The sequence below is a fragment of the Streptomyces decoyicus genome (assembly GCF_019880305.1).
Taxonomy (GTDB): Bacteria; Actinomycetota; Actinomycetes; order Streptomycetales; family Streptomycetaceae; genus Streptomyces; species Streptomyces decoyicus.
Window position 1 is genome coordinate 8,355,032 of record NZ_CP082301.1, and the last position, 21,629, is coordinate 8,376,660.

Below are 21,629 nucleotides of genomic sequence, written 5' to 3' on the forward strand. Positions count from 1 at the left end.
GCGCCCGAAGCCACGGGGTTCAGGTGCTGCACGAGCAAGGGCCGGTGGAGCGGACGTTCGCCTGGCTGATGCGCTCACACTGCCCGACCCGGGACTGTGAGACCAGTGCCGGGACGATGTGCAGGCCCTCAGCCGGACTCGGCCGCCGGCATCCTGCCTACCCGCATCACCGCCGGGTCCGACAACGGGGGGAACCATACGGCGATTTCGGCGACCAGTTGTCTGACAGTTGTGGCTGACCCGAAGTGCTGGTGAAGAAGTAGTCGCTCACCCTGGTGTGTGCACCGCCGTCGGCATCCGGCTTCAGCGCCGTTTTCACCGCGGGCCAAGGACTTCCGGCCGTTCCCGAATCGGCCATAGGTACAGAATCTTCTGATGCGGGCCTTGACTCCGCAGGTCAAGTGCTTCCTGCCGGCTGATGCGGAAGGGCCGATTCGCCCATGCAGAGGTCAACAAACAACTGCATACGGTGAATATGCCAGCTGATAGACCCCCTCCCGCGGGAAGGCACGTGCATGAGCAAAGTTCACAGCGCGATCTTGTTCGATCTGGATGGGACACTTGTCGACTCCTACGCAGACGCTGAGGACTGCTGGGGCGACTGGGCGGAGTCCGTCGGTGTAGGTGACGTGTTCGACCTGTCGAGGTTCTACGGGCAGAAGCGCAGCGACATCGTGCGGACCCTCCTTCCGCACCTGTCCGAGCGGGAGATCGTGGATCACGCGGAGCGGGTCAGGCTCGCCGAGCGCGCCTGTGTCGCGAAGGTGGTCGCGCTGCCCGGCGCGGCGGAGGTGCTTGCCTCGCTCCCTCCCGATCGCTGGGGCATCGTCACGTCGAACGACACGGAGGTCGCGCTGGCGCGTCTGCGCAGCGCCGGGCTGCCGGCGCCTGAGGTGATCGTCAGCGCGGACGACGTCGTCCATCCCAAGCCCCATCCGGAAGGGTTCCTGCTCGCCGCCCGGAAGATCGGTGTCGACCCCGCGTCCGCCGTGGGGATCGACGATTCCCCGATGGGAATCGCCGCGGCCAGGGCCGCCGGCATGACAACCATCGCGGTGCGTTTCCGGCAGGAGGAGAGCGCACTACAGGGAGCGCACGCCGTGGCGGATGGCGTGGGCTCCATCACGTTCCAGGAACGGCCCGGCGGAATGTCCTTACATATTCCTGGAGTTGAGTTATGACCTTGCGCATATCGCCGAGCATCCTTGCGGCCGACTTCACCCGGCTCGCCGACGAGGCGGACGCGGTCGCGAACGACGCCGACATGCTGCATGTCGACGTGATGGACAACCATTTCGTTCCCAACCTCACGGTGGGCCTTCCGGTGGTGGAGTCCCTCGTGAAGAACGTGCGGCTCCCTCTCGACATCCACCTTGGTGTTGCTGATCCCGACCGCTGGGCTCCGGGCTACGCCGAGGCGGGAGCGGGCAGCGTGACGATCCACGCGGAGGCCGCCAACTCCCCGGTCCGCACGCTGCGGGCGATACGGGCGGCGGGGGCGCAGGCGGGACTCGCGCTCAGCCCTGCCACCTCTCTGTCGCCGTACGAAGGGCTGCTTGAGGAGGTCGACACGCTCCTGGTGATGACTGTCGAACCCGGTTTCGGCAGCCAGAAGTTCCTGGAGTTCACGTTGGAGAAGGTCCGGCAGGCACGCGAGGCCATCGACGCGCTGCGACGCGTGAGCGGCCGCGATGTACCCCTGTGGCTCCAGGTCGACGGCGGCGTCAACGAGAGCACCATCGCGCGCTGCTCAGAGGCGGGCGCGGACTCGTTCGTGGCCGGCTCGGCCGTGTACGCCGCTGACGACCCCGCAGCCGCTGTGCGCGCGCTGCGTGCGAAGGCCGAGGACGCGAAGTTCGTCGTCGCCGAAGCGTCCTGAATCGCCTGTATCCACTTCACTCGGAAGGAACGATCACATGGGACGCGTACAGGGGAAGGTCGCCCTCATCACCGGCGCCGCTCGCGGACAGGGGCGTTCGCACGCTGTCCGGCTGGCACAGGAAGGGGCGCACATCATCGCTTCCGACATATGCGAGGAAGTCGGAAGTACGCACTACACGCTGGCGACGCGCAACGATCTCGACGAAACCCGGCGGCTCGTCGAGAACGAGGGCGGGAAGGTCCTCACCATCAGCGCCGATGTCCGTGTGCCGGAGCAGTTGGCGGCGGTTGTCGAGGCCGGCCTGACGGACTTCGGGCACATCGACATCGTGTGCGCCAATGCCGGAATCGGCTCGCTGGGACGGGCCTGGGAGCTCTCCGACAAGCAGTGGGGTGACATGCTCGACGTCAACCTGACGGGGGCGTGGAACACCGTGCGGGCCGTGATCCCACACATGATCGAAGCCGGCCGTGGCGGGTCAATCATCTTCACCAACTCGGTTGCCGGCACCCTCGGACGCCCCAACATGGCGCACTACGCGGCATCCAAGCACGGGCTCGTGGGTCTTATGCGGTCGCTCGCCAACGAGCTGGCGCCCTATTACATCAGGGTCAACAGCATCCACCCGGGCAACGTGGACACCGACATGGTGCAGAACGACACCGGGCGCAAGCTGCTGCTGCCTGACGTGGAGAAGCCGACCCGCGAGGAGTTCGCGGAGGCCGCCGCCGCGCTCAGCGTCATCCCGGTGCCATGGGTGGAATCCATCGACGTCAGCAACGCCGTGCTGTGGCTGGCTTCCGAGGAGGCCCGCTATGTCACGGGTGCGACCCTGCCGGTGGACGCTGGCGCCGCGATCAAAGCCTGAACCCGGCACCAGCGAGGAGTCAGCATTCTCATGGCGGAACGATTAAAACAGCTCAGCGAACAAGGCGTGTCGATCTGGCTGGACGATCTCAGCCGAGAGCGCCTCAGGTCCGGCAACCTCGACGCCGTCATCCGCGACAAGTCGGTGGTCGGCGTCACCACCAACCCTTCCATCTTCCAGCGGGCCATCGCCGGCGGCTCGGGATCCGCGTACGAGGCACAACTGCGGGATCTGGCCCTGCGCGGGGTCACCGCGGAGGAAGCGGTGCGTGTCCTGACGACCGCCGACGTACGTGCGGCGGCCGACATCCTGCGGCCGGTGTTCGAGCGCACGGGAGGGCATGACGGGCGCATCTCGTTGGAGGTGGATCCCCGGCTCGCCCACCGGACGGAGGGCACCGTCGCCGAAGCCCGGCAGCTGTGGTGGATGGTGGACCGACCCAACGTGCTCATCAAGATCCCCGCCACTCGGGCGGGTCTCTCGGCGATCACCCAGGCCATTGCCGAGGGCATCAGTGTGAACGTGACGTTGATCTTCTCGATCGAGCGGTACCGGGCAGTGGCGGACGCCTATCTCAGCGGGCTTGAAGCGGCTCTCGAAGCGGGCCTCGACCTGTCCGGCATCGAGTCGGTGGCCTCCTTCTTCGTCTCCCGGCTGGACACCGAGACCGACCGGCGCCTGGAGCAGGTGGGAACCGAGAAAGCCCTGGCATTGCGGGGCCAGACCGGACTCGCCAACTCCCGCCTGGCTCACGAGGCGTACGAGGAGATCACCAGCTCCCAGCGGTGGCGGGCGCTGCGGGCCGCCGGTGCGAATCCGCAGCGGCTGCTGTGGACCTCGACCAGTACGAAGAACCCCGCCTACCCGGACACCTGCTATGTCACCGGCCTGGTGACGGCGGGAACGGTCAACACCCTGCCGGAAGAGACTCTGGACGCCGTGGCGGACCATGCCGACCTCCTAGGCGACACGATCCGCGGCCGGTACGCGCAGGCGGCGGAGGTCTTCGCCGGAGTGGCCGGAGTGGGCATCGACTACGACGAGGTCGTCGAGCTGCTGGAGGAGGAGGGAGTCAAGGCGTTCGAGAACTCGTGGCTGGCTCTCCTCGAAAGCGTCGAGAGTTCTCTCCGGCGCCTGAGCGACGGACCGGCCGCGCGATGAGCGCGGGCTCACGATGACATCGACCGGCGTATCGGCGACCGAGAGCGGGCCACGGGTGTCGCGGGCATTCGTGGTCCGGCTCGGGCTCGGCTACCTGGGCCTGTACAGCGCAGTGCTGTCCGTCGCGCTGGTCACCCTCGCCCTGCGCATCGAGGATGTCGATCCGCGGCACAAGGAGACCAGTCTCGCGGTGGTGGCGAGCCTCGGGGCCCTGGTCGCCCTGCTGGCCAACCCTCTGGCGGGTCGGCTGTCGGACCGCACCACGTCCCGTTTCGGACGGCGCAGGCCGTGGCTCATCGGAGGTGTGCTCGGCGGTACATTCGGCCTGGCGATCATGGCTCTGATCCCGTCCATCGCGGCGGTCGCCGCCGGATGGTGCCTGGCACAGCTCTGCTTCAACGCGACCATCGCCGCGCTGGCCGCCACTGTGCCCGAGCAGGTACCCGCACCACAGCGCGGCATGGTCTCCGGCGTCGTGGGATTCAGCCAGCGCCTGGCCGTACCCATCGGCATGGGAGCGGCAGCGCTGTTCTCGGCGGGCACCGCCGGGTTCCTTGTCCCCGCAGCGGCGGCGGTTGCGCTCATCGCCCTGTTCGCCGTGCCGTTGCGCGACCGCGGAGCGCCGGCTGACCAGGTTCCCTTCTCCGCGCGGGAGTTCCTCGGCAGCTTCTGGACCGATCCCCGCAGCCACCCGGACTTCGGCTGGGTATGGCTGACGCGGTTTCTGACGTTTTTCGCCTCCGTGGCACCCGTCCCCTACCTCGCCTACTACCTCACCTCCCAGATGCAGGTCTCCGATGGCGAGGTAGCCGCCACGGTCGCGCTGCTGACCACGATCAATTACGGACTCAGCGGCCTGACCGCGGTCCTGTGCGGCTGGCTCTCCGACCGGATCGGCCGCCGCAAGCCCTTCGTGATCGCGGCCGTGCTCGTCCTCGCGATCGGTCTCGGCCTCCTGGCGACCGCGACCACACTGCCCTGGGTGTATGTCGCACAGGCCCTCCTGGGTGTCGGCTCCGGCTTCTACTTCGCCGTGGACATGGCCTTGGCGACCGAGGTACTGCCCAACTCCGCCGATGTCGGCAAGGACCTCGGCGTCATCAACAGCGCCGACGTCCTTCCACAGTCCATCGGCCCCGCCCTCGCGCCGCTGCTGCTGGCGGTCGGCTCGGGACACAACTACACCGCTCTCTACCTGTTCACGATGGTCGTCGGGCTCATAGGAGCCCTCACCGTCACCCGGATCAAGACCGTGCGCTGATCATCCGCATCACCTGGCCACCTGGAGGAGCCCGTGATCTACGAATACGCCTACCTCTACATAACCCCCGGCCGCGAGGACGAGTTCGAGCAGGCGCTCGTCGCGGCGAGCCCCATCCTGAAGTCCGCCGAGGGCTGCCAGTCCGTCGACCTCCACCGCGACGTGGAGACCGCAGGGTCCTACCTGCTGCGCGTGGGCTGGGCGCACCTCGACGACCACCTGGAAAAGTTCCCCAAGAGCGAGCAGGCCGGGAGGTTCGCCGCAGCAATCGAGCAGTTCTTCGACCGCGAGCCCACCCTGCGGCACTTCGACTCCCGGCCCGTGGGGCAGCCTCCCGTCGGCTAGCCGAGTATGGCCTTGGCTTTCGGGGTCAACCGCCGGAACACCGGCGAAGGCACCAAGGCTGACCAAGGCTCGGGCGGACAGGCCCAACTCAGACCAGAACTGAGACCACGGAATGGCGAAGGGGCCGGCTGTTGAGCGGCCGGACCCTTCGTTTTTCCTGTTCAGGGAGTGCGGAGGAGACGAGATTCGCACTCGTGGGGGCCCAACACGCTCTCCAGGTCTGTTGGTGGGCGTGACGAGTTGTCCGGGGCCGCCGTTCACCTGCGTTCATGGCCGACAGACCCATGGGGTGGCCCCTGCTTCGGAACCTGTCCGAAGAGCCAGCCGTGAACATGGCTGAATGAGACGGAAGCTGAGGCGGGACGTCCCGTGCTGACCTGGAGCGACGCGGTTGGGCTAGAGACCGCGAAGCGCCTCGTAGAGATCGCTGTAGGCAGTCCAGCAGTCGACACTGCCGTCGTCGTTCAGACTGCCCATGTACCAGTCCTCGTCGCTGACCGGCTTCACCAGACACAGGTCATGAAACCCCAAGACGATCTCGGGGTGGATCCGTGCATGGCCTTCTGGCCCGGCCACCCACTCGACGGAGCGATCGGTGTCGAGAGGTAGGGCCTCCTGATCGCCGGAGACGTTGCGGATCTCCTCAAGGGTCCACCTTGCCGGTAGTTGCGCGCTTGCCATGAGGGGATCGTGACACCTCCGGCCGCACACTGCGATTCACCCACGATGCGATGGGCCAGGAGACCGGCAGAAGAGCTTTTCCCGGCCGGCATGGGGCACAGGAGCAGGCCACGTCCGGGTCGATCATGGTGTGGTTCGCCCGGGGGCCGTCGCGGTGGCACAACGGCAAGGCCGGGGAGAGCTCGCGCAAGCTTTCGGCCATCAGGTCGTCGCTTCCTGAGGGACGGTGGTGGTGGCTTCGCGGGTACGGACCACGTCTGCCGGCAGCACCCGCTCGGCGTACAACAGGACCGCAGCGCCGGTCAGGCCCATCAGTGCCAGAACCGTCCACAGTTGCCATTGCCCGGCGTCGAGCAGGAAACCCAGTAGCAGGGGCGCGGTGGTGCGGCAGACCGACCAGGAGAGCTGGTAGCTCGACAGATACCGTCCCCGCAGGTGATCGGGGGCGGCCTGGACCGACAGGCTCTGCGAGGGTGCGGAGTGGACGAGCTCGCCGGCGGTGTAGAGGACCGCGACCGCCAGGACGGCGACGAGGGCGTCGGCACCGCTGATGAGGTGGGGGAGGGCCGCGAAGGCGGCGAAGGAGAGCGCGAAGATGACGGCGCCGAGCGCGGCCGCGCGTGTGCGCCTTCCGCGTCCGGTCAGGCGGGCGGCCGGAACACCGAGCGCGGCAACCAGAGCCGTGTTGACCGCGAATACGGCCCCGGCCAGGGCATCGGGCAGGCCGACGTCGCGGGTGAGGAAGACCGGCAAGGCGATGGCCTGGGTGGTGTAGCCGAAGGCGATCAGGAAATTGGCCGCGGTGATGAGCAGGTAGGGCCGGTCGGTGAGCACCTGCCGGTACCCCTCCCGTGCTCCCTCCGGCCGCCTGTCGCCGCCGTGGACGGCCGAGATCCGGGCCACCAGCACCGCGCCGATGGCGAAGACGGTGGCCAGAACCACCGCGGCGCCGATGAAGCCGGCGTTGCCGTTCAACGCCAGCAGGCCCGCCGCCGCCAGGCTGCCGCATCCCATGCCGGCGTTGCGCAGACTGCGGTCCCACGCCAACAGCCGGTCACGCTCGGCGCCTTCGGCGATCTCACCGATGAGAGCGTGCTGGCTGGGCGAGGAGGCCCACATCCCCACCGCTACCACCAGGGCGATCGCCAGGAATGCGGGGTAGGAGTCGGCGAACGGGTAGGCGGCGAAACCGGCGGCCCGTAACGCGAGCGCGGCGATGAGCACCCGTCGGCCGCCGAACCGGTCGATGAAGACGCCCGTGACGGGCATGAACGCCAGGGCGCAGAGTCCGGCGACGGTCAGGCCCGCGCCGATCGACGTCAGCGACAGGTTGGTGAGCGAGTGGACGAACAGCATCGTCAGGGGCACGTATATGCCGTCACCGATCGAGCTGACCAGGCTTGCGGCGATGAGGCGGCGGCGGGTGCGCATGCCGGGTTCAGCGGAGGTCGAGCGCACCGCGTCCCCGCTTCAGCTCGGCGAACGCGTCCATCCCGGCCAGGGTCCGAGCCGCCTGGAAAAGCCGGATCGCCTCCTCGCCTTCCGGTATGGAGGTGAGGACGGGGCCGAAGAAGCCGGCGCCATCCATGGTGACCACGGGTGTTCCGGCCTCTTCGCCGACTGCTTCCTGTCCGGCCTGGTGGCCGGCGCGCAGGGGCCCGTCGAATGCGTCGGTGTGAGCGGCCTTGGCAAGGGACGCGGGCAGCCCCAGTTCGTCGAGGGACTCGGTGATGACCACGTCGTAGTCCTTGTTGCGCGCCCCGTGGATGCGGCTGCCGAGCGCAGTGTAGAGGTCGCGCAGGACGGCATTTCCGTGGAGAGCTTCGGCGGCGGCGCACACCCGGGCCGGGCCCCAGGCTCGGTCATTGAACTCGCGGTACCAAGGTTCGAGTTCGCGGTGCTCGTTGAGCACCGAGAGGCTCATGATCCGGAAGCGCAGGTCGATCGGCTGAAGCCGTTCGACTTCGAGCAGCCACCGGGAGGTGACCCAGGCGAAGGGGCAGGTGGGGTCGAAGTAACAGACAACCGCCGTGGCGGCTTGAGGAGCAACATTATCTTCCATGGAAGCTAGATTAGCTTCCATGGAAGGTATAGTGGAAGGCATGCAGCCCGACTCCATCGCCACCATCGTCGAACAGTGGAAACGCGAGAGGCCCGATCTCGATGCGACACCGATGCTCGTCATCGGCCGACTTTTCCGGCTCACCGACGCACTGGACCAACGGCTACGCCCGCCCTTCGGCGCTGCAGACTTGGGGAGCGGCGACTTCGACGTCCTAGCGGCGCTTCGACGTTCAGGGGCGCCTCATGCCCTGTCCGCAGGCGAGCTCAGCCGCACCGTCCTCGTCACCACCGGCGCGATCACCAAACGGGTCGACCGGCTCGAAGCCCGTGGCCTGGTCAGCAGATCCGTGGCCGAGACCGATTCGCGGGGGCGTCTCATCACCCTCACCGCCGGTGGCGTCAAACTGACCGACGAGCTCATCGGCGTCCACCTGGACAACCAGCGTCGGCTTCTCGCCGGGCTGAGTGGGGAGGAGCAAACTCAGCTTGCCGGCCTGCTCGAACGATTCGCCTCAACGCTGGACGCAGGTGACCGGTCACCCGCAGACGATGTCACGTGACGTAGACACACCTGCGGCCCCTGACCAGCTCCCCCGAAGTGGACCTCGCGCGCCACGGACCGTCCGGAGCGGAGCTGCCTCCCCAGCGCCTCCCGCCGGGCCCCAGCTCCGGAGGGAACCTTCGGTCCCGCCTACGCGAAAGGAGCTGCGCCGCCGGCAGCCGCGTCCCGGCGACAAATGGCACCGGACAGATGTCGTGTGGCACCGGACAGATGTTGTGGTCAGTGGCGGGTGGTGTGGTCCGGATCGGTGAGGTCGGCGCAGGTGGTGGCCGGGCTCTTGTCCTTGGCGAGGAAGATGGTCTGCGCCATCATCCGGTACCCCGACATTCCCTCCCGCAGGGTCTCGATGGATTCCTCCGGGTGCACCGAGTCGATCACCGCGTTCGGTCCCACCGCGTTGAACTGGTGTGACACCCCGCGCGGGATCTGCATGTCCACCCAGGAGTTCGGCGGCACGATCACGTTGTGCCGGTCCCGGCGCACCCCGGTGGGCGTACCGGGCAACGCGTCGGTGAAAGCTCGCAGCGGACCGGTCCAGCCCGCCGCCGCGGGGCGCACGGTGATCGGGGACAGGCTGGAGACCCGGATCGTGGTCTCCGGACCGGTCATCATCCGCACGAACCGCAGCCCGGTGTGCAGGTGCATGCGCGAGCAGATGTCGCGTTCGGCGGTGTCGTAGAAGTCCATCAGGTAACGGTCGGCGAAGAACCCCTCGAAGGGGGGCTCCAGCATGAAGACGTCGCCCTCCTCGAACTCCTGCGCCTGTGCGAGCACGCCGTCGGGGGTGGGGCGAGCCTGTTCCGTGCGGTGTGCCGCCCGGACCAGACCGGCGAGGGCGTCGACCACGCTCAGGGCGACGTCCGGTGGCAGCTGTACGACCGGAGTCAGCCGGTTCCGGCCGGGGTCCTGGTGCCGCCGGACGTCGAGGATCTCGTCCTCGTGGTCGGGGGACTGCTTCATCCGCCCGGTCGTTTCGGTGCCGTGTGTCATCCAGTCGCTCCCGCGTGCTCGTTCGGTCCGGAATCCGGCTGTCGTGCCCACAGCACGCCGCCCAGGTCGTGTCGCCCGGCGCGCAGTACCGAGCAGCCCGTGGTCGGGAATCCGCGGGCGCGCAGCCGGGTCAGCCGTGTCCAGCGATCCGCCTCGCCGTCCGCGGGAGAACCGTCCAGAAAGGACAGCAGCGGGCCCAGCGGCCACACCGGGCCGTCGGCCGGGGGCCCGTGCGGGAGCACGAGAAGTGTGCCGCCGCCGAACCGGGCTTCGGTGTCGAACGGCACCGACGGCCCCTCGAACCCGTGGCGGGCCGACACCTCCGCGGCGAGCTCGCCGTGCACGGCCAGAGGCCACTCGGTGAGCAGTATCGTGCGCCAGTGGGCCTTGGCCCGGGACAGTTCCGCGTCGTCCTCGTGGTGCCAGTGCTCGCGCAGGAAGTCGAAGGCGCCGAAGACTGCCTCCTCGTGCGCGTGCGGGCGGCCCTCCGCCTGCGTGGCGAGCGCGCGCAGACCGGAGTGCTCGGCCCCTGAGCGCAGCAGGTCGTGCGCGGTGGCCGCGGCGTAGCGCAGCAACCGTTCGTACCGCGCGGGAGCCAGCCGGCGCGCGGCGAGTACCCGGCTCATGGCCTTGCGCCGGGGCTTGCCGGTGGACGTCGCCAGGAGGCCGCCGAACTGGAGGGCCGCCGGGCGCAGCGGCGTCCGCTCGTACAGTTCGCGTACGGCGGAGACCGGCTGCTCCGTGGCGACCAGCCCGATGTCCTGGCCGAGTGCGGGTTCGTCCACCGCGACCGCCGCGAACCGGCCGGACAGGCCCGCTCGGCGCCAGCCCTGTTCGATGTCGAGCGGGTAGTGCTTCTCCCCGCCCCGGTTGATGCGCTCACCGGCGCGGCCGCGCAGTACGAGCAGGCCGTCGCGCAGTTCGCCCAGATCGCCGGTGCGCAGCCAGCCGTCGTCGGTGACCGTGGCGGCGGTCGTGCGACCGTCCTGCCAATAGCCGGTCATCAGGTCCGGCGTTCTGATCCACACCTCACCGGACTCCAGTCGCAGTTCGGTGTCCGGCAGCGGCGCCCCGACGGGGGGTACGTGTTCCAGGTACTGGTCGTGGAACTCGGCGTCGTCGAGCCGGGGCATGGTGAAACTGAAGTTGACCGCCTCGGTCAGGCCGTAGCCCTGCCGCAGGCGCGGACCGTAGCGGCGGTGGAAACGGCGGGCGAGGTCGCTGGTCAGCGGGGCGGCCGCGGTGATCAGGTACTCCAGGCCGTCCGGCCAGTCGGGGCCCACCTCCAGCAGGTCCGCCAGCAGGGCGGGCACGATGGAGGCGGTCCTGGCCCCGGCGGCGTCCAGCGCGGCGAAGTAGCCGGCCGGGTCGAAGGCGGCCTGCTGGGTCAGCGGCGTGCCGGTGAGGTGCGTGCCGAGCAGGGACATGACCAGCGCGTTGCAGTGGTACAGCGGGAGGCAGGTCCCGTGGGGGCGCTCCGGTGCCAGTCCGTGCAGTGCCGCGGTCTTGGCCGCGTTGCCCAAGACCGCCCGGCGGCTGAGCATGACCCCCTTCTGCGGGCCGGTGGAGCCCGAGGTGAACATGATGAAGGCGAGGTCGTCGGGGGCCGCGTGGATGTCGGGCAGGGCGGTGCGGTGCAGGCCGTGGATGTCCACCAGCGCCGCCGTGGAGACGCGCTCGGCGATCTCCGCGACCGCCCGGTCGGTGGCGCGCGGGTGCAGCGGGACCGCGACGAGATGCAGGTCGAAGCAGGCGAGCAGCACGTCCGCCAGTGCGCGGCCGTTGGGCAGCCTGATCACCACCCGCGCACCGGCGGGCAACTCGGCAAGGGTGCCGCCGGCCTCGGTGCGGAGCAACGCGGCCCCCTCAGCAAGTCGCGGAGCTGGACTCCGATTTCGGCCACGTGCTGCGGCTGGAGCACCCGATGGTGGGGAGCGGGTGTGTGGCCGACGGTCAGTTCGCCGCCGACGTGTGGCCGCCACAGGTCATGGTGCGGGACCCGGCGCGGTGCGTTCGCCGCCGCTTCGATGTAGGTGGCATCCCCCGGGTAGCGCGGTGGCCGGTAGGCCCGCGCGAGCCTGTAGTTGTGGCGCGACACCGCGATGACGCGGCCGATGTCGTCCTCGGTGAACCGGGCGAACACGCTGCCTTCCTGGTGCAGCAGCGCCGAGACGGTGGCGAAGTCGAGTTCCGCGGAAGCGAAGCGCTCGCCGTCGAGCCCCGCGGCCGTCAGCAGCAGCCGGAAGATGCGCTGGTCGTCGATGGGCTGTTCCGGTCCGGCTTCGGTATCGGCGACCGTGTCCACCAGGAAGAGCGATCCGGCCGGCTCGCCGAGTTCGTGCAGTCGGACCGCCATCGCATGCGCCACGAGTCCCCCGAAGGACCAGCCGACCAGGTGGTAGGGGCCGCTGGGGCGGACCGCACGCAGCAGGCCCAGGTATCGCTCGGCCATCGCTTCGACGGTGTCGGGCAGATCCGCCACTCCGCCGGGCCCCTCGGCCTGTATGCCGTACACCGGGTGGCCGGGGTCGATGTGCCGCAACAGTCCCGAGTACAGCCAGCTGATCCCACTGAGCGGATGGACGCAGAACACCGGTGCTGCCGGGCCGCCGGTCCGGAACGGCACGAGGTGTGCGGGTGCGCTCGGGGACGGGTCCCGGTCCAGCAGTCGGCTCAGCGCGGCGGGGGAGGGCGCCTCGAAGACGTTCCGGATCGTCGGCTCCAGCCCGGCTGAAAAACCTCTCAAGGCCATCGAGCGCGAGATGGCAGTCGCCTGATCCGGAGCCTCAAGCCCGGCCCAGTTCCTCGCCCGGCGGGATGAAGACGTCGGCGCTATCGGCGTCGTCGACATGTCCGTGAGCGTCCATGGTGATGGCGGTCGCCCGGCCCTGCGAGGTGATCAGCCACGCGAGCACCTGTTCCGTGAGCGGGGAATCTCCCGGGCCCTCGTCATTCCATTGCGCCCGCCACCCGCCGCCAGGGACTGCGGCTACGACCTGGTCGGCCTTCTCGAGGTGGGAGAAGTCTTCGTAGTCCGTGACGGGACGCATGGCGCCTCGCTTGGGATCGACGACAAGTGCCGTTCCGGTTGCGGGGTCCCATGCCTCCACCCGCACCATGCGGCCGATCTCGGTCTCGGTGCCGTTGAAGATGGCAGTCCAGCCGGTCCGATTGAACTAACGAAGATCCACCGCCCCATCATCTCGCATGGCAATGAGCGGCATGCGGCGGCTACTTGCTCTGCAGGTTCATCCGTAGCTACCTCTGCACATACGCAAATACGCCGACACCGGGGCTGGTTGGCGCCCCGGCTGTGAACGGAGTCAGCCGAAAGGTGACGCAAAACCTACGCTTTACTGCGGCTTGGCTTTTTCTTGACTATCAATTGGGGGTAGCGTCCAGCTCGGGTCGCTATCCCCGACCAGGGCCGACACAACGTCTGTCCGAGGCGTCCCGCCCCGCAGGCGTATCCGTGACCAGGGGCCAGGCCACGCAGGCGGGCCGGGCCGGCCCAGCACGTCATCTGCTCGCCGGCTCCCCGTGAGCCATTGGATGTCACCGGAGGATGCATGACCTCTCGTATCGCTGCCGCCGTCGCCACGTGCGCGCTGAGTATCGGTGCCCTCGCCGCGGGCGCAGGCGTCGCCACAGCGGCCCCGCCGGCCCCCGCCGCCGGAGCTGCCGGTGACGCGCGGTCGCTCCGGCCGGTGATCGACGCGCGCGCCGCGGCCGTGGACCGGTGCAGCTACCAGGTGGTCCGCTCCCACGACTCCCGCTACGTCTACTCCGTGAGCGGCGTCTTCGGCGGCGGCGCCCGCGAGCTGACGCCCCAGAAGGAGGACTACGTGAGGTTCTCCGACGACTGGCGCAAGGTCGTCCAGGTCGACGCGTGCGCGGGCGAGCGGGGCCAGGCCCCCACCGCGCTCCGCGTCACGGGGAAGCTGGACAATCCGGAGAACTACGATCCCTCCGTACCGCGGATGATCCACAGCGATGACCTCAAGCCCGCCGACTCATCGGTGATCCCGAAGGCGCCGGGGCCGACGTCCGTCGACCGCCTCGACCCGGCCACCGTCCGCGTCACGTGGAAGCCCGCGCAGGGCAACCCGGACCAGGTCATCCTGATGGAGCGCAAGCCCTTCTACTCCAGCGAGCTCGGCCTGTGGCATCCCTACACGTTCCAACGGAACGTCCAGGCGGGCGCCACGTCGATGGACCGCAAGCTGGAGCGTCACCCCGACATTCCCCCCGCGGACCGCACGCACTCCTACTGGATGCGCGTGGTCAACGGCGGCTTCGTCAGCGATCTGCGTGCCGAGAAGCCGGTCACGGTCGAGCCGTAACCGCCTGCCGATGCGTGCCGAGAATCCGGTCACGGTCGAGCCCTAACCGCCTGCCGATGCGTGCCATGTTCTGCACCACGCCGCGCGGCCTTCGTCCTCCGCCGAGCCATCCTCCTGCCCGCAGAACTCCGCCAGGGCGCGGCCAGTCGTGAGTGAATTCTCCGCCGAGACGCCGCGCCCGCCGCAACAGCCCCGCCTCCAAGGCCAGGCTTCGACGAGTGTGAAACCTACGGAGCCAAGCCAGCAGACGCCGGGGCGCCGGTCGCAATGTGTGCTGGCTGCCCTTGATGTTGCCGGGCTGCCGGAGCCGTTGGCGAGGGCGATGAGTTCGCGCACGTCCTGCTCGGGTTCGCTGATCTCGGAGATGGGCTCCTGGCGGCACCCCGCCGAGCACCCCGGCGGACCACCCCGTCGGGCCCTCGGCGACGGCTCGCAGCGCCGCGCCGTCCGATCGCCGCGCTGCGCCGTCCGACACCTCGGGCATGCGCGGATCGAGCAGATCCATGTTGACGTGGAAGGTACGGGCGGCCCCCGCCAGGGCTCGCCGTTGCGCCTTCATGCGCGCGTAGGCCCGTACGAGCTGGTCGAGGCCGCGGACGCGAGAAGGTGCTGACCAAGACCATCGCCAGTTACGGACCCGTCGATCTTTTGCGCATCGACGAGGTCGGCTACATCAAACTGGACCGTTGCGGCGCGGAGTTGCTGCTCCAGGTGCTGACCGAGCGGGAGGAGAAGAACAGCGCACCTTCGGCGGCAACAGCAACGAGACCGGAAAGCCCTACCGGCTCGCCGGCACCCGGGCCCGGCCCGCTGCCGCCAGAGAACGCCACTGGCTGCACGAGTCCGCCGCCCGGCCCGGAGGAGAGATCATCTGCTGTCCGTAGGTGTTTTCGATCTCTGGCCGTGAGGTGACCAGCGCCTTCGCGCGCCGTGGATGTAATGGTTGAATGTATTTGACCCGTGACCGCACCCTGGCGGACATGGCACGAATTTCAGATGTGCGGCCTGGATCGTGGTGGTGCCCCTCATGTGGGCTCTGCTCCGCATCCTGCCGACCGGTATCAGAACACTTCACGTCCGAAGGAATGGTGCGGTACCTGTGGTGCGCCACCAGTGGATGGATGATCGCTTGCTCCGACATTCAGCTGATCCAGGTGAGCGAGCAGAGCGGAGACCGCCAGACCGCGGCGCGTGGGGTTTCGTGACGTCCGAGAAGGTCACGTGAAGCAAAATCATTACGGCCGCCTTGGGGCGGTACTGTCCGCAGATTTGATCAATCTGCCCGAGATGAGCGCTACGAGCATCCAAAGGCTGCTCGAGACACACGAGATCCGGCGCGCAGAAATCACTGATGCCGATGTGGAGTGCTTTGCGCGCTGGCGAGATCAACTGGCTCGGGTATTTGGTTGCAGGGATGCGGCTGAGCAGTGCTCAGCGGTGAACGACCTGCTGGTGGAGGCAACTATCCGCCCCTGGGTGAGCACCCACGACGGCCTTCAGCCCCATCTTCACTTCGTGCCCGACTCGGCTGACGTACTTTCCCGGGTCAAGGCAGTCACCGCTGGTGGCCTTGCCTTCGTCCTGTGCTGGGAAGGAGGAGCACGGCTGGGGCGATGCATGCGCTCCGAGTGTTCCCGAGCCTATGTGGACACGTCCAGGAACGGGCAACGGCGATATTGCACAGCACGCTGCGGAAACACCGAAGCAGTGATGCGACACCGTTCCCGACGCTCACGCTTCAAGCCCTGATCGGCCCGTCGACCGTCTGGCCTTCAGACGTGCGTCGTTGGGGGTGTTCACGTCCCTTCCGACACAACTGTACGACTGTAGTCGGGCGAGCGGTCTGCCCGCACTGCGCCTGGCGGCTGTTAACACCGCTCGTGATCAATCCATCCAGAGCGCGCCCACGCGGTACTGATCCGGCTGCAGGCTCGACGCCGGCCATCGCCGCGGAGGTGGCGGCAAGGTGCGCCGCCTTACGCCTTGTTTCGGCGGGCAGAGCGCCGACGAAGCAATACAGGCAGTACGTACCAGCACAGGGCGAACCACATCATGACACCACCGACGAGCAGTTCTGCGAGGAGGCTCGGTACGACGACGTGAAGGAGCAGGAGGAGTGTGCCGCCGATTGTCAACGCGAGGAGGACCATGCCGCACACCATCAGCCGGCCCGCGATCGTGATGACGTCGTCCTTCATGCGCTGGCCGGACAGAAAACGGTGGATCGACACCGGCGCTATCAGTGCTCCGGTGCCGGAAGCCCCGAGTATCACGGTGATCACGTAGACGACGTGGTCGAAGGTCCCCAGTTCGTGGAAATACGGAGTGAACGCCACACTCAGCAGGAAACCAAAGAGGATCTGTACGCCGGTCTGCGCGACTCTCGTCTCCTGCAGAATCTCGTTCCACCTTCGGTTTACCCGCTCCCGCGCAGTCTCCTGCCGTTCCTCGACCGGCGGGGGAGCCGACCCGTGGCAGGAGAGAGAGTCGTGCTGCGACGTGTATGGCATCGACGGACCCGTCACGGTCATGACATCCTCCCAACTGAGAAAAACTGAGGAAACCCGTGTTCCCCCTCGCAGCGGATTCACGTCCCTGCGCCCCCAAAAAACGCACGTCAGGCCTGTCAGCGAAGGCCGGTCGCGATCCGCGACAGACTCGCGCCGGTGCGTGCTTAGCTTCTCGTTCAACGAAGCGGCCCCGGGCCGCCGCCTTGGTGGTGCGGGAGTGGCGGAAGCGGCCAGCTCGGTTCCCGCCGTTACCGCGACCCGGTCGCAGCAGCATGAACACCGATGCCCGGCCGTTCCGTCGGCGACGCTCGCCTGTCGCCTGTCGCCTGTCGCCCGTCCCCGTCCGGCGGCCTGCTCCGCCGAGCAGCAGGATCGTCCCGTGCTCCGTGCTCCCGTTCGCACGTCACGGCTGTGTAATGCAGCGATCCGGGCATCAACGCCCAGGGCGCTGCCGGCATCTCCCCTCGCAGCAACGACATGAGGAGTTCGAGATGCTTCGTACGCCTGATCGCCGTGCCGGTCGCGGCCGTCACCCTGCCCCTGACCGTTGCCGGCAGCGGCCCGGGGAACTACGACTACGAACTGCAGCAGAAGTACGGCGAGTTCGGGACCACGCCGGAGCCGCCGGCCATGCCCAGCGACGGCTGGAAGCACTTCTACAAGCCTTGCTCCTGACCACAACCGGGCGCCAACGGTCCTCCACACACCGGCGGCGCCCGGCACCGGAGCTGGCCTGAACAAGCGGGTAAGGGCGCCCCCTCGGCACCGGCCCGCCCCTCCCATGACGTCTGCGAAGAGCCGAAAAAAGCGCCCTGGCCGTTGGATCCCCGGTGCGACGGCCACACCGCACCGGGCGCTCGGACTTCTGCATGGAAAAGGTGTCCGGGATTCCCGCCGGCGGCGACTCCGGAGGCCCGGTGATGAGCATCGCCCCACCTGGCACCGAAACCCTCCTCGGCGTCTTTGACGGCTCCGACCGGGAGAAGATCGCCGAGGCAGGGGAGATCTCCCAGCAACTCGCCTGGATCCGCTCAGTCACCCGGCGATAGCGCAGAGCGCGGGCACGAGCGGATGCCGCCGACGCCCGGGTACGGCAGCCACGCTCGACACTTCGACGTACGACGCCCCATCCGCCCGTCGTCGGCATCACCGGATCCGCGGCGCGGCAAGGGTGGTGATCGTCGAGATCGGGACGGGCACCTGCTGCTCTCGACCGAGCTGAACGGGTCGCCGGCTGCGCGACGGGACCGGGCACCGCACGCGGAGCAGCAGGTGCTGCTTGTGGTGGGCCAGGAGTAGTTCGCCGGCGGGCGTGCAGTCCAGCAGGGCGAAGTGCGTGGGGGCCTTCGGCCACGGTTGCCCGAGCGGCAGGCCCAGCCGTCGACGATGGGGTCGACACGAGGGGTGTCCATCAGGGAGGCGGGCAACGTCAAGGGCAAGGTCGTGGTCACGATCGGAATCGTCCCCCCCCGGCCACTGACAGCGGTCACCGGCCCCGGTTCATCTCCGACGACATGCGGCACAACCGGACACCGGCCGCGCACGAGTGGCTCGTGCGTACCCGGAGGCCGCGCCATCTAGCGCACGCGCCGTCTTCCTGCCCTTCAGCAACGTGACCACAGCCCAATGCAGTTACTGAGCGCTGCATGCCACTTGGATGCCCTTGCCGTATGCGGTGATCACGCCGATCGTATGGCCGTTCCCGGCGCTCAGCGGGCCCGCCACCGATGATCGGGAAGGAATCGCACGTCGTACTGCTCCGGAACGCTTGCGAATCTGCCGGGCTCCGGGATGACTGGCTCGGCGGGCAGGCCGAGCTGCTCAACGGGCGCGCCGAGGCTGTCGAAGAACCGCTCGAAAGTGCCGCCGGGACCGGCGGCGACGCCGACGACCTGGCTGTGGTGGCGCTCCATACGGTAGGCGTGGGGGCAGTTCTTGGGCACGAAGCCGAAGTCGCCGGGGGTGAGCAGCTTCTCCTGCTGCTTGCCCCGGGTGTCCTCGACAAAGAGCCGGACGGCGCCGGCAGTGACGTAGAAGATCTCGTGGGTGTCGGTGTGCAGATGGGCCGGGATGAGATCGCCCTTGGGGCCTTCGACGGTGAAGAAGTTGAAGGTGTTCTCGGTCTGCTCGCCACCGGCGTAGATGGTGATCAGATCGCCGAACAGGTGTGCGCGGTCCCCTTCGCCCTTCTCGATGAAGTAGGGCGTGCCTGGTTCCGCGGGTATGCGTGAGGCCCCCCGGTAGCGGGTGGCGTACTCGATGGTCATGCGTTCTCCTCGGATCTACCCCTGCCAGGATGTCAGGTAGCCTGACATTACAAGTTCGGGCGAGCAAGCCGTCGAAGTGGCCCGGCCCCCTTTCCGCCATCGTGAGGAACAGATGCAGTCCACTCCCCGCAATCTCCCTCAGCTGCTCGGTGACGCCCGGCGCTGGTTCGAGGAGGGGCTGTTGGCAGCCCTGGAAGCAGGTGGCGCCGCACGAGTATCCCCGGCACAGGCGCAGCTCTTCGCGGTGCTGGACGACCAGGGCACCACGGTGTCGGAGCTGGCCCGGCGCATGGGCGTCACCCGACAGACCGCGCATCAGGCCGTGCACGGCCTGGTCACCGCCGGGCTTCTCGCACAGGTCCCCGATCCCGCCGCCACCCGCCGGCGGCTGATCCGGCGCACCGTGGAGGGGGAACGTGCACACCGTCAGGCTTGCCACATCCTTGAGCGGCTGGAGGAGCAGCTCGCCGAGCGGATCGGTCGGGGGCAGGTCGATGCCCTGCGCACGGTGCTGGAGACGCCATGGGGGCGGCCGCCCTTCCCGAGCTCGGAGTGAGGCGCCCGGTGCTGCCCGTCGGATAGGGATCGGGTACAGCATCGCCGTACCGGCGCAGGAGGTTGGCGCGGGCGGGTGGAGCCGGCGAGCGTGGCGAGCTTGCGGATCTCTTCGCGGCGGGCGTCCTTTTCGCCGACGCAGTAGGCGGTGAAGTACGCGTCCAGGGCGGTGGTGGACACGAGCCGTTTGGCGTTCTCGACTTTGCCGAGGGTGGTTCCGCTGGGAAGTCCGATCCGGGCGGCGGCATCGTCGAGGTTCATGCCGGTGCGTTGCCGCGGGGTTTTGAGGGCACCGCCCAGGCGCCGAAGCATCATGTTCGGCTGGGCCTCTGCATCCGGTTTCCTCCTCCTCGTCGCCGGTCTGCAGACGTCAACTGCCGCGTCATGCGTCCATGTTGACCCGGCAGATGCAACCGTGCGACTCGCTCCCCGGACACCCGTGCGGTTAGGCGAGGTGTCCGCCCGCGCACCATCCCGTGTCGGGTGGGAAGGCTGTGCCTGCCCGGTCCGCCGCGGCGACTGATCGTTTCGCTACTGCTTGTCGCGCGCGGCGGACCGTTTGGTGATCTCGGTCTTGATCGTCTCGCGCAGCTCGTCTGACGTGAAGCCGAGGTTGCGCAGGATCTGCGCGGCTGGGCTCTCCTCGGTGCGGATCAGGCCCAGCAGTGCGTGTTCCGTGCCGACCCAGTCGTGGCCGAGGTCGGCCGCCGCGCGGCGTGCCTGCTCGATGGCCTCCTTGCTCTCCGGCCGGAAAGCGATGTGACCCCGCAGCGCCTTCGCGCCGGCCGGCGGCATCGCTTCCTCGATTGCGTCGCGGATGCGTTGCTCCGACTCGGTTTTCGCGATCAACACCTCGTATGCCAGGCCCCGCGGTTCGCCGAGCAGGCCGAGCAGGAGGTGTTCGGTGCCGATGAAGTCGTGCTTGTGCGTTCGGGCGGCCTCCTGCGCCAGCACGATGCTGTGCCGGTTCAGGTCGGTGTACCGCTCGAAAGGGCCGGGTGCGTGGCGTTGCTGGGCGGCCTGCTTGGACACCCCGATGGCGTCGCCGATCTCGGTCCACGACGCGCCGGTCTGCTTGGCCTTGCTGACGTAGTGGTCGATGAGCTGGTCACCGAGGTCGGACAGGGTCTGAGCGCGCAGTCGCGCCTCGCTGATGCGGGCCAGTTCGTTGGCGTCGGGGAGTTCCTCGTCGAGACGGGCGATCAGGTCGGCGAGACTGATGTCGAGTGGACTCATGCGTCAATCTTAAGTTGACGATCGCGCATCGTCAACTTGTAATTGACGCTAGTTCTGGATCTGCTCCCGCGGCTTCGTACGCGATGGCCCGGTGCAGCTCGGGCCCGATCGCGACCCACAAAGACCGTGTCCCATGGGTGGAGCGACTCGGCCATCTACACCTGCACACGCCTGGGTTGTCACCGCAGGCGGTGGAACTGGATCTCCACGAAAGGCGTTCAGGTAGGCATGCGGATCTCTCTAAGACGTGTTGCGGGGATCGTCGCCGGCATAGCAATGGGGTGCGGCGGGGTCTCGGCCTGTGGGGCGGCCTCAGGTGATGAGGGCGGCCGGAGCGGGGATGGTACGGCATCCGCTTCCCCCACGAAGAGGGGGCCAGGAGGTTCCGGAGGCAGGCTGTTCGGTGGGATCTGGGCCTTCGACGGCCTCACGCTCACGGTGGACGGACAAGAGGTGCACGGGCCCCAGACCGCCAGTCCGTGGGTGGAGTTCCGCGATGACGGGACAGTCGCAGGGGACTACGGCTGCACCCCGTTTCGAGTGAAAGCCGAACTGGAGGCAACCACGCTGACATTGGGTGAAGACCTTCCGGTGCTGCCCCCTCCTTCGGCGACGCCTGCTCCGCCCGACGAGACGGCCTCATGCCCGACGCCGGAGAAGCGGCAGAAGGACCTCGCGGGCTCCACGGGTCCGGACGCGCACAATCCGAAAGCGGAGGGCCTCACACCACGGAACTCGGAGCTGACAGATTTCGAGTCGAAGGTCAAGAAGTTCTTCCACCGAGGCCCGCTGAAGATCACCGAGAAGAAACTGGAGCAGCAACCTGAGGGCCGCCTCCCGGCTCGTTGCCGCAACTGCGGAACAAGCACGGTGACGTAGCCACCCTCACCCTCGTCAGATCCCC

At 68.2% G+C, this 21,629-nt stretch carries 22 protein-coding genes and 3 pseudogenes; 14 read left to right on the forward strand and 11 right to left on the reverse strand.

The genetic code is table 11. The features are described 5' to 3' along the window. Positions 1–515: 515 nt before the first annotated feature. From K7C20_RS36585 to K7C20_RS36610, 6 genes are read left to right on the forward strand one after another with little or no spacing between them, the layout of a single operon-like run. Entirely contained in the window at positions 516–1,181 is a 666-nt protein-coding gene (locus tag K7C20_RS36585) for an HAD family hydrolase (RefSeq protein WP_030075182.1), read from the forward strand. Further along, a complete protein-coding gene (gene rpe / locus K7C20_RS36590) occupies positions 1,178–1,879 on the forward strand; it encodes a ribulose-phosphate 3-epimerase (protein WP_030075181.1) in 702 nt (233 codons plus the stop codon). Before K7C20_RS36585 ends, rpe begins: the two co-directional genes overlap by 4 nt. 37 nt (positions 1,880–1,916) lie before the next feature. Further along, complete coding sequence (locus K7C20_RS36595; protein WP_030075180.1) at positions 1,917–2,750, forward strand: mycofactocin-coupled SDR family oxidoreductase; 834 nt, start codon at positions 1,917–1,919, stop codon at positions 2,748–2,750. A gap of 30 nt (positions 2,751–2,780) precedes the next feature. After that, positions 2,781–3,911, forward strand: coding sequence for a transaldolase (gene tal, locus K7C20_RS36600; RefSeq protein WP_030075179.1), 1,131 nt, complete (start codon positions 2,781–2,783; stop codon positions 3,909–3,911). A 13-nt stretch (positions 3,912–3,924) separates the two neighbouring features. Continuing rightward, positions 3,925–5,172 carry an MFS transporter gene (locus K7C20_RS36605; RefSeq protein WP_048828550.1) on the forward strand — a complete coding sequence of 416 codons (1,248 nt, stop codon included), beginning with the start codon at positions 3,925–3,927 and terminating at the stop codon, positions 5,170–5,172. A gap of 33 nt (positions 5,173–5,205) precedes the next feature. Beyond that, a complete protein-coding gene (locus K7C20_RS36610; RefSeq protein WP_030075177.1) occupies positions 5,206–5,517 on the forward strand; it encodes an antibiotic biosynthesis monooxygenase family protein in 312 nt (103 codons plus the stop codon). A gap of 396 nt (positions 5,518–5,913) precedes the next feature. Here K7C20_RS36610 and K7C20_RS36615 read toward each other — a convergent pair whose 3' ends face one another. The 3 genes from K7C20_RS36615 to K7C20_RS36625 all read right to left on the reverse strand — a co-directional run bounded on the left by K7C20_RS36615 (position 5,914) and on the right by K7C20_RS36625 (position 8,260). After that, on the reverse strand, positions 5,914–6,198 hold the full coding sequence (locus K7C20_RS36615; RefSeq protein ID WP_048828549.1) for a hypothetical protein: 285 nt from the start codon (positions 6,196–6,198) through the stop codon (positions 5,914–5,916). Between the two features lie 201 nt (positions 6,199–6,399). Then, positions 6,400–7,629, reverse strand: coding sequence for an MFS transporter (locus K7C20_RS36620; protein ID WP_048828548.1), 1,230 nt, complete (start codon positions 7,627–7,629; stop codon positions 6,400–6,402). Between the two features lie 7 nt (positions 7,630–7,636). After that, positions 7,637–8,260, reverse strand: a complete 624-nt coding sequence (locus K7C20_RS36625) for a DsbA family protein (RefSeq protein ID WP_030075174.1) — start codon at positions 8,258–8,260, stop codon at positions 7,637–7,639. A 40-nt stretch (positions 8,261–8,300) separates the two neighbouring features. Here K7C20_RS36625 and K7C20_RS36630 point away from each other — a divergent pair, with 40 nt between their 5' ends. Continuing rightward, positions 8,301–8,822 carry a MarR family winged helix-turn-helix transcriptional regulator gene (locus K7C20_RS36630; RefSeq protein ID WP_030075173.1) on the forward strand — a complete coding sequence of 174 codons (522 nt, stop codon included), beginning with the start codon at positions 8,301–8,303 and terminating at the stop codon, positions 8,820–8,822. 221 nt (positions 8,823–9,043) lie between these two features. Here K7C20_RS36630 and K7C20_RS36635 read toward each other — a convergent pair whose 3' ends face one another. The 4 genes from K7C20_RS36635 to K7C20_RS38770 are packed head-to-tail and all read right to left on the reverse strand — an operon-like array spanning position 9,044 to position 12,864. Continuing rightward, a complete protein-coding gene (locus tag K7C20_RS36635; protein ID WP_245171468.1) occupies positions 9,044–9,814 on the reverse strand; it encodes a hypothetical protein in 771 nt (256 codons plus the stop codon). Next, a complete protein-coding gene (locus K7C20_RS36640; protein WP_053209636.1) occupies positions 9,811–11,670 on the reverse strand; it encodes a class I adenylate-forming enzyme family protein in 1,860 nt (619 codons plus the stop codon). The genes K7C20_RS36635 and K7C20_RS36640 overlap by 4 nt, the downstream gene beginning before the upstream one ends. Continuing rightward, the gene (locus K7C20_RS36645) at positions 11,610–12,560 is read right to left on the reverse strand and encodes an alpha/beta fold hydrolase (RefSeq protein WP_222892707.1); all 951 of its coding nucleotides are present in this window, start codon (positions 12,558–12,560) and stop codon (positions 11,610–11,612) included. The genes K7C20_RS36640 and K7C20_RS36645 overlap by 61 nt, the downstream gene beginning before the upstream one ends. 40 nt (positions 12,561–12,600) lie before the next feature. Continuing rightward, a complete protein-coding gene (locus K7C20_RS38770; RefSeq protein WP_078953347.1) occupies positions 12,601–12,864 on the reverse strand; it encodes a hypothetical protein in 264 nt (87 codons plus the stop codon). A 519-nt stretch (positions 12,865–13,383) separates the two neighbouring features. Between K7C20_RS38770 and K7C20_RS36655 the strand changes: the two genes are divergently transcribed. The 3 genes and pseudogenes from K7C20_RS36655 to K7C20_RS39150 all read left to right on the forward strand — a co-directional run bounded on the left by K7C20_RS36655 (position 13,384) and on the right by K7C20_RS39150 (position 15,906). Further along, the gene (locus K7C20_RS36655; RefSeq protein ID WP_030075169.1) at positions 13,384–14,157 is read left to right on the forward strand and encodes a hypothetical protein; all 774 of its coding nucleotides are present in this window, start codon (positions 13,384–13,386) and stop codon (positions 14,155–14,157) included. A gap of 577 nt (positions 14,158–14,734) precedes the next feature. Beyond that, positions 14,735–14,913, forward strand: a pseudogene (locus K7C20_RS39570) (ATP-binding protein); the annotation flags it as partial. A 531-nt stretch (positions 14,914–15,444) separates the two neighbouring features. Further along, a complete protein-coding gene (locus K7C20_RS39150) occupies positions 15,445–15,906 on the forward strand; it encodes a CGNR zinc finger domain-containing protein (RefSeq protein WP_280922013.1) in 462 nt (153 codons plus the stop codon). A gap of 227 nt (positions 15,907–16,133) precedes the next feature. Here the strand turns inward: K7C20_RS39150 and K7C20_RS36670 are convergent, their stop codons facing one another. After that, complete coding sequence (locus tag K7C20_RS36670) at positions 16,134–16,688, reverse strand: DUF6328 family protein (protein ID WP_053209637.1); 555 nt, start codon at positions 16,686–16,688, stop codon at positions 16,134–16,136. A 456-nt stretch (positions 16,689–17,144) separates the two neighbouring features. Here K7C20_RS36670 and K7C20_RS38785 point away from each other — a divergent pair, with 456 nt between their 5' ends. Both K7C20_RS38785 and K7C20_RS36680 read left to right on the forward strand, forming a co-directional pair. Continuing rightward, positions 17,145–17,342: a hypothetical protein gene (locus tag K7C20_RS38785; RefSeq protein WP_245171471.1), complete on the forward strand. Its 198-nt coding sequence runs from the start codon at positions 17,145–17,147 to the stop codon at positions 17,340–17,342. Between the two features lie 141 nt (positions 17,343–17,483). Further along, positions 17,484–17,716 (forward strand): annotated as a pseudogene (locus K7C20_RS36680) (trypsin); the annotation flags it as partial. 660 nt (positions 17,717–18,376) lie between these two features. Here K7C20_RS36680 and K7C20_RS36685 read toward each other — a convergent pair. Next, on the reverse strand, positions 18,377–18,934 hold the full coding sequence (locus K7C20_RS36685) for a quercetin 2,3-dioxygenase (RefSeq protein WP_030075166.1): 558 nt from the start codon (positions 18,932–18,934) through the stop codon (positions 18,377–18,379). Between the two features lie 112 nt (positions 18,935–19,046). On the opposite strand from K7C20_RS36685, the gene K7C20_RS36690 reads away from it, so the two are divergent. Further along, entirely contained in the window at positions 19,047–19,490 is a 444-nt protein-coding gene (locus K7C20_RS36690; RefSeq protein WP_030075165.1) for a MarR family winged helix-turn-helix transcriptional regulator, read from the forward strand. Positions 19,491–19,624: 134 nt separating this feature from the next. Here K7C20_RS36690 and K7C20_RS39575 read toward each other — a convergent pair. After that, positions 19,625–19,804: pseudogene (locus tag K7C20_RS39575) on the reverse strand (helix-turn-helix domain-containing protein); the annotation flags it as partial. Positions 19,805–20,020: 216 nt separating this feature from the next. Further along, positions 20,021–20,725, reverse strand: a complete 705-nt coding sequence (locus K7C20_RS36695) for a Clp protease N-terminal domain-containing protein (protein ID WP_048828545.1) — start codon at positions 20,723–20,725, stop codon at positions 20,021–20,023. Between the two features lie 540 nt (positions 20,726–21,265). Between K7C20_RS36695 and K7C20_RS36700 the strand changes: the two genes are divergently transcribed. Continuing rightward, positions 21,266–21,604, forward strand: coding sequence for a hypothetical protein (locus K7C20_RS36700; protein ID WP_150127290.1), 339 nt, complete (start codon positions 21,266–21,268; stop codon positions 21,602–21,604). The last annotated feature ends 25 nt before the right edge of the window (positions 21,605–21,629 follow it).

Coding starts and splice junctions, on each gene's coding strand:
- K7C20_RS36585 (WP_030075182.1), top strand. CDS start 516: ATGAGCAAAGTTCACAGCGCGATCTTGTTCGATCTGGATGGGACACTT.
- rpe (WP_030075181.1), top strand. CDS start 1,178: ATGACCTTGCGCATATCGCCGAGCATCCTTGCGGCCGACTTCACCCGG.
- K7C20_RS36595 (WP_030075180.1), top strand. CDS start 1,917: ATGGGACGCGTACAGGGGAAGGTCGCCCTCATCACCGGCGCCGCTCGC.
- tal (WP_030075179.1), top strand. CDS start 2,781: ATGGCGGAACGATTAAAACAGCTCAGCGAACAAGGCGTGTCGATCTGG.
- K7C20_RS36605 (WP_048828550.1), top strand. CDS start 3,925: ATGACATCGACCGGCGTATCGGCGACCGAGAGCGGGCCACGGGTGTCG.
- K7C20_RS36615 (WP_048828549.1), bottom strand. CDS start 6,198: ATGGCAAGCGCGCAACTACCGGCAAGGTGGACCCTTGAGGAGATCCGC.
- K7C20_RS36620 (WP_048828548.1), bottom strand. CDS start 7,629: ATGCGCACCCGCCGCCGCCTCATCGCCGCAAGCCTGGTCAGCTCGATC.
- K7C20_RS36625 (WP_030075174.1), bottom strand. CDS start 8,260: ATGGAAGATAATGTTGCTCCTCAAGCCGCCACGGCGGTTGTCTGTTAC.
- K7C20_RS36630 (WP_030075173.1), top strand. CDS start 8,301: ATGCAGCCCGACTCCATCGCCACCATCGTCGAACAGTGGAAACGCGAG.
- K7C20_RS36635 (WP_245171468.1), bottom strand. CDS start 9,814: ATGACACACGGCACCGAAACGACCGGGCGGATGAAGCAGTCCCCCGAC.
- K7C20_RS38770 (WP_078953347.1), bottom strand. CDS start 12,864: ATGCGTCCCGTCACGGACTACGAAGACTTCTCCCACCTCGAGAAGGCC.
- K7C20_RS36655 (WP_030075169.1), top strand. CDS start 13,384: ATGACCTCTCGTATCGCTGCCGCCGTCGCCACGTGCGCGCTGAGTATC.
- K7C20_RS39150 (WP_280922013.1), top strand. CDS start 15,445: ATGAGCGCTACGAGCATCCAAAGGCTGCTCGAGACACACGAGATCCGG.
- K7C20_RS36670 (WP_053209637.1), bottom strand. CDS start 16,688: ATGACCGTGACGGGTCCGTCGATGCCATACACGTCGCAGCACGACTCT.
- K7C20_RS38785 (WP_245171471.1), top strand. CDS start 17,145: ATGAGGAGTTCGAGATGCTTCGTACGCCTGATCGCCGTGCCGGTCGCG.
- K7C20_RS36685 (WP_030075166.1), bottom strand. CDS start 18,934: ATGACCATCGAGTACGCCACCCGCTACCGGGGGGCCTCACGCATACCC.
- K7C20_RS36690 (WP_030075165.1), top strand. CDS start 19,047: ATGCAGTCCACTCCCCGCAATCTCCCTCAGCTGCTCGGTGACGCCCGG.
- K7C20_RS36695 (WP_048828545.1), bottom strand. CDS start 20,725: ATGAGTCCACTCGACATCAGTCTCGCCGACCTGATCGCCCGTCTCGAC.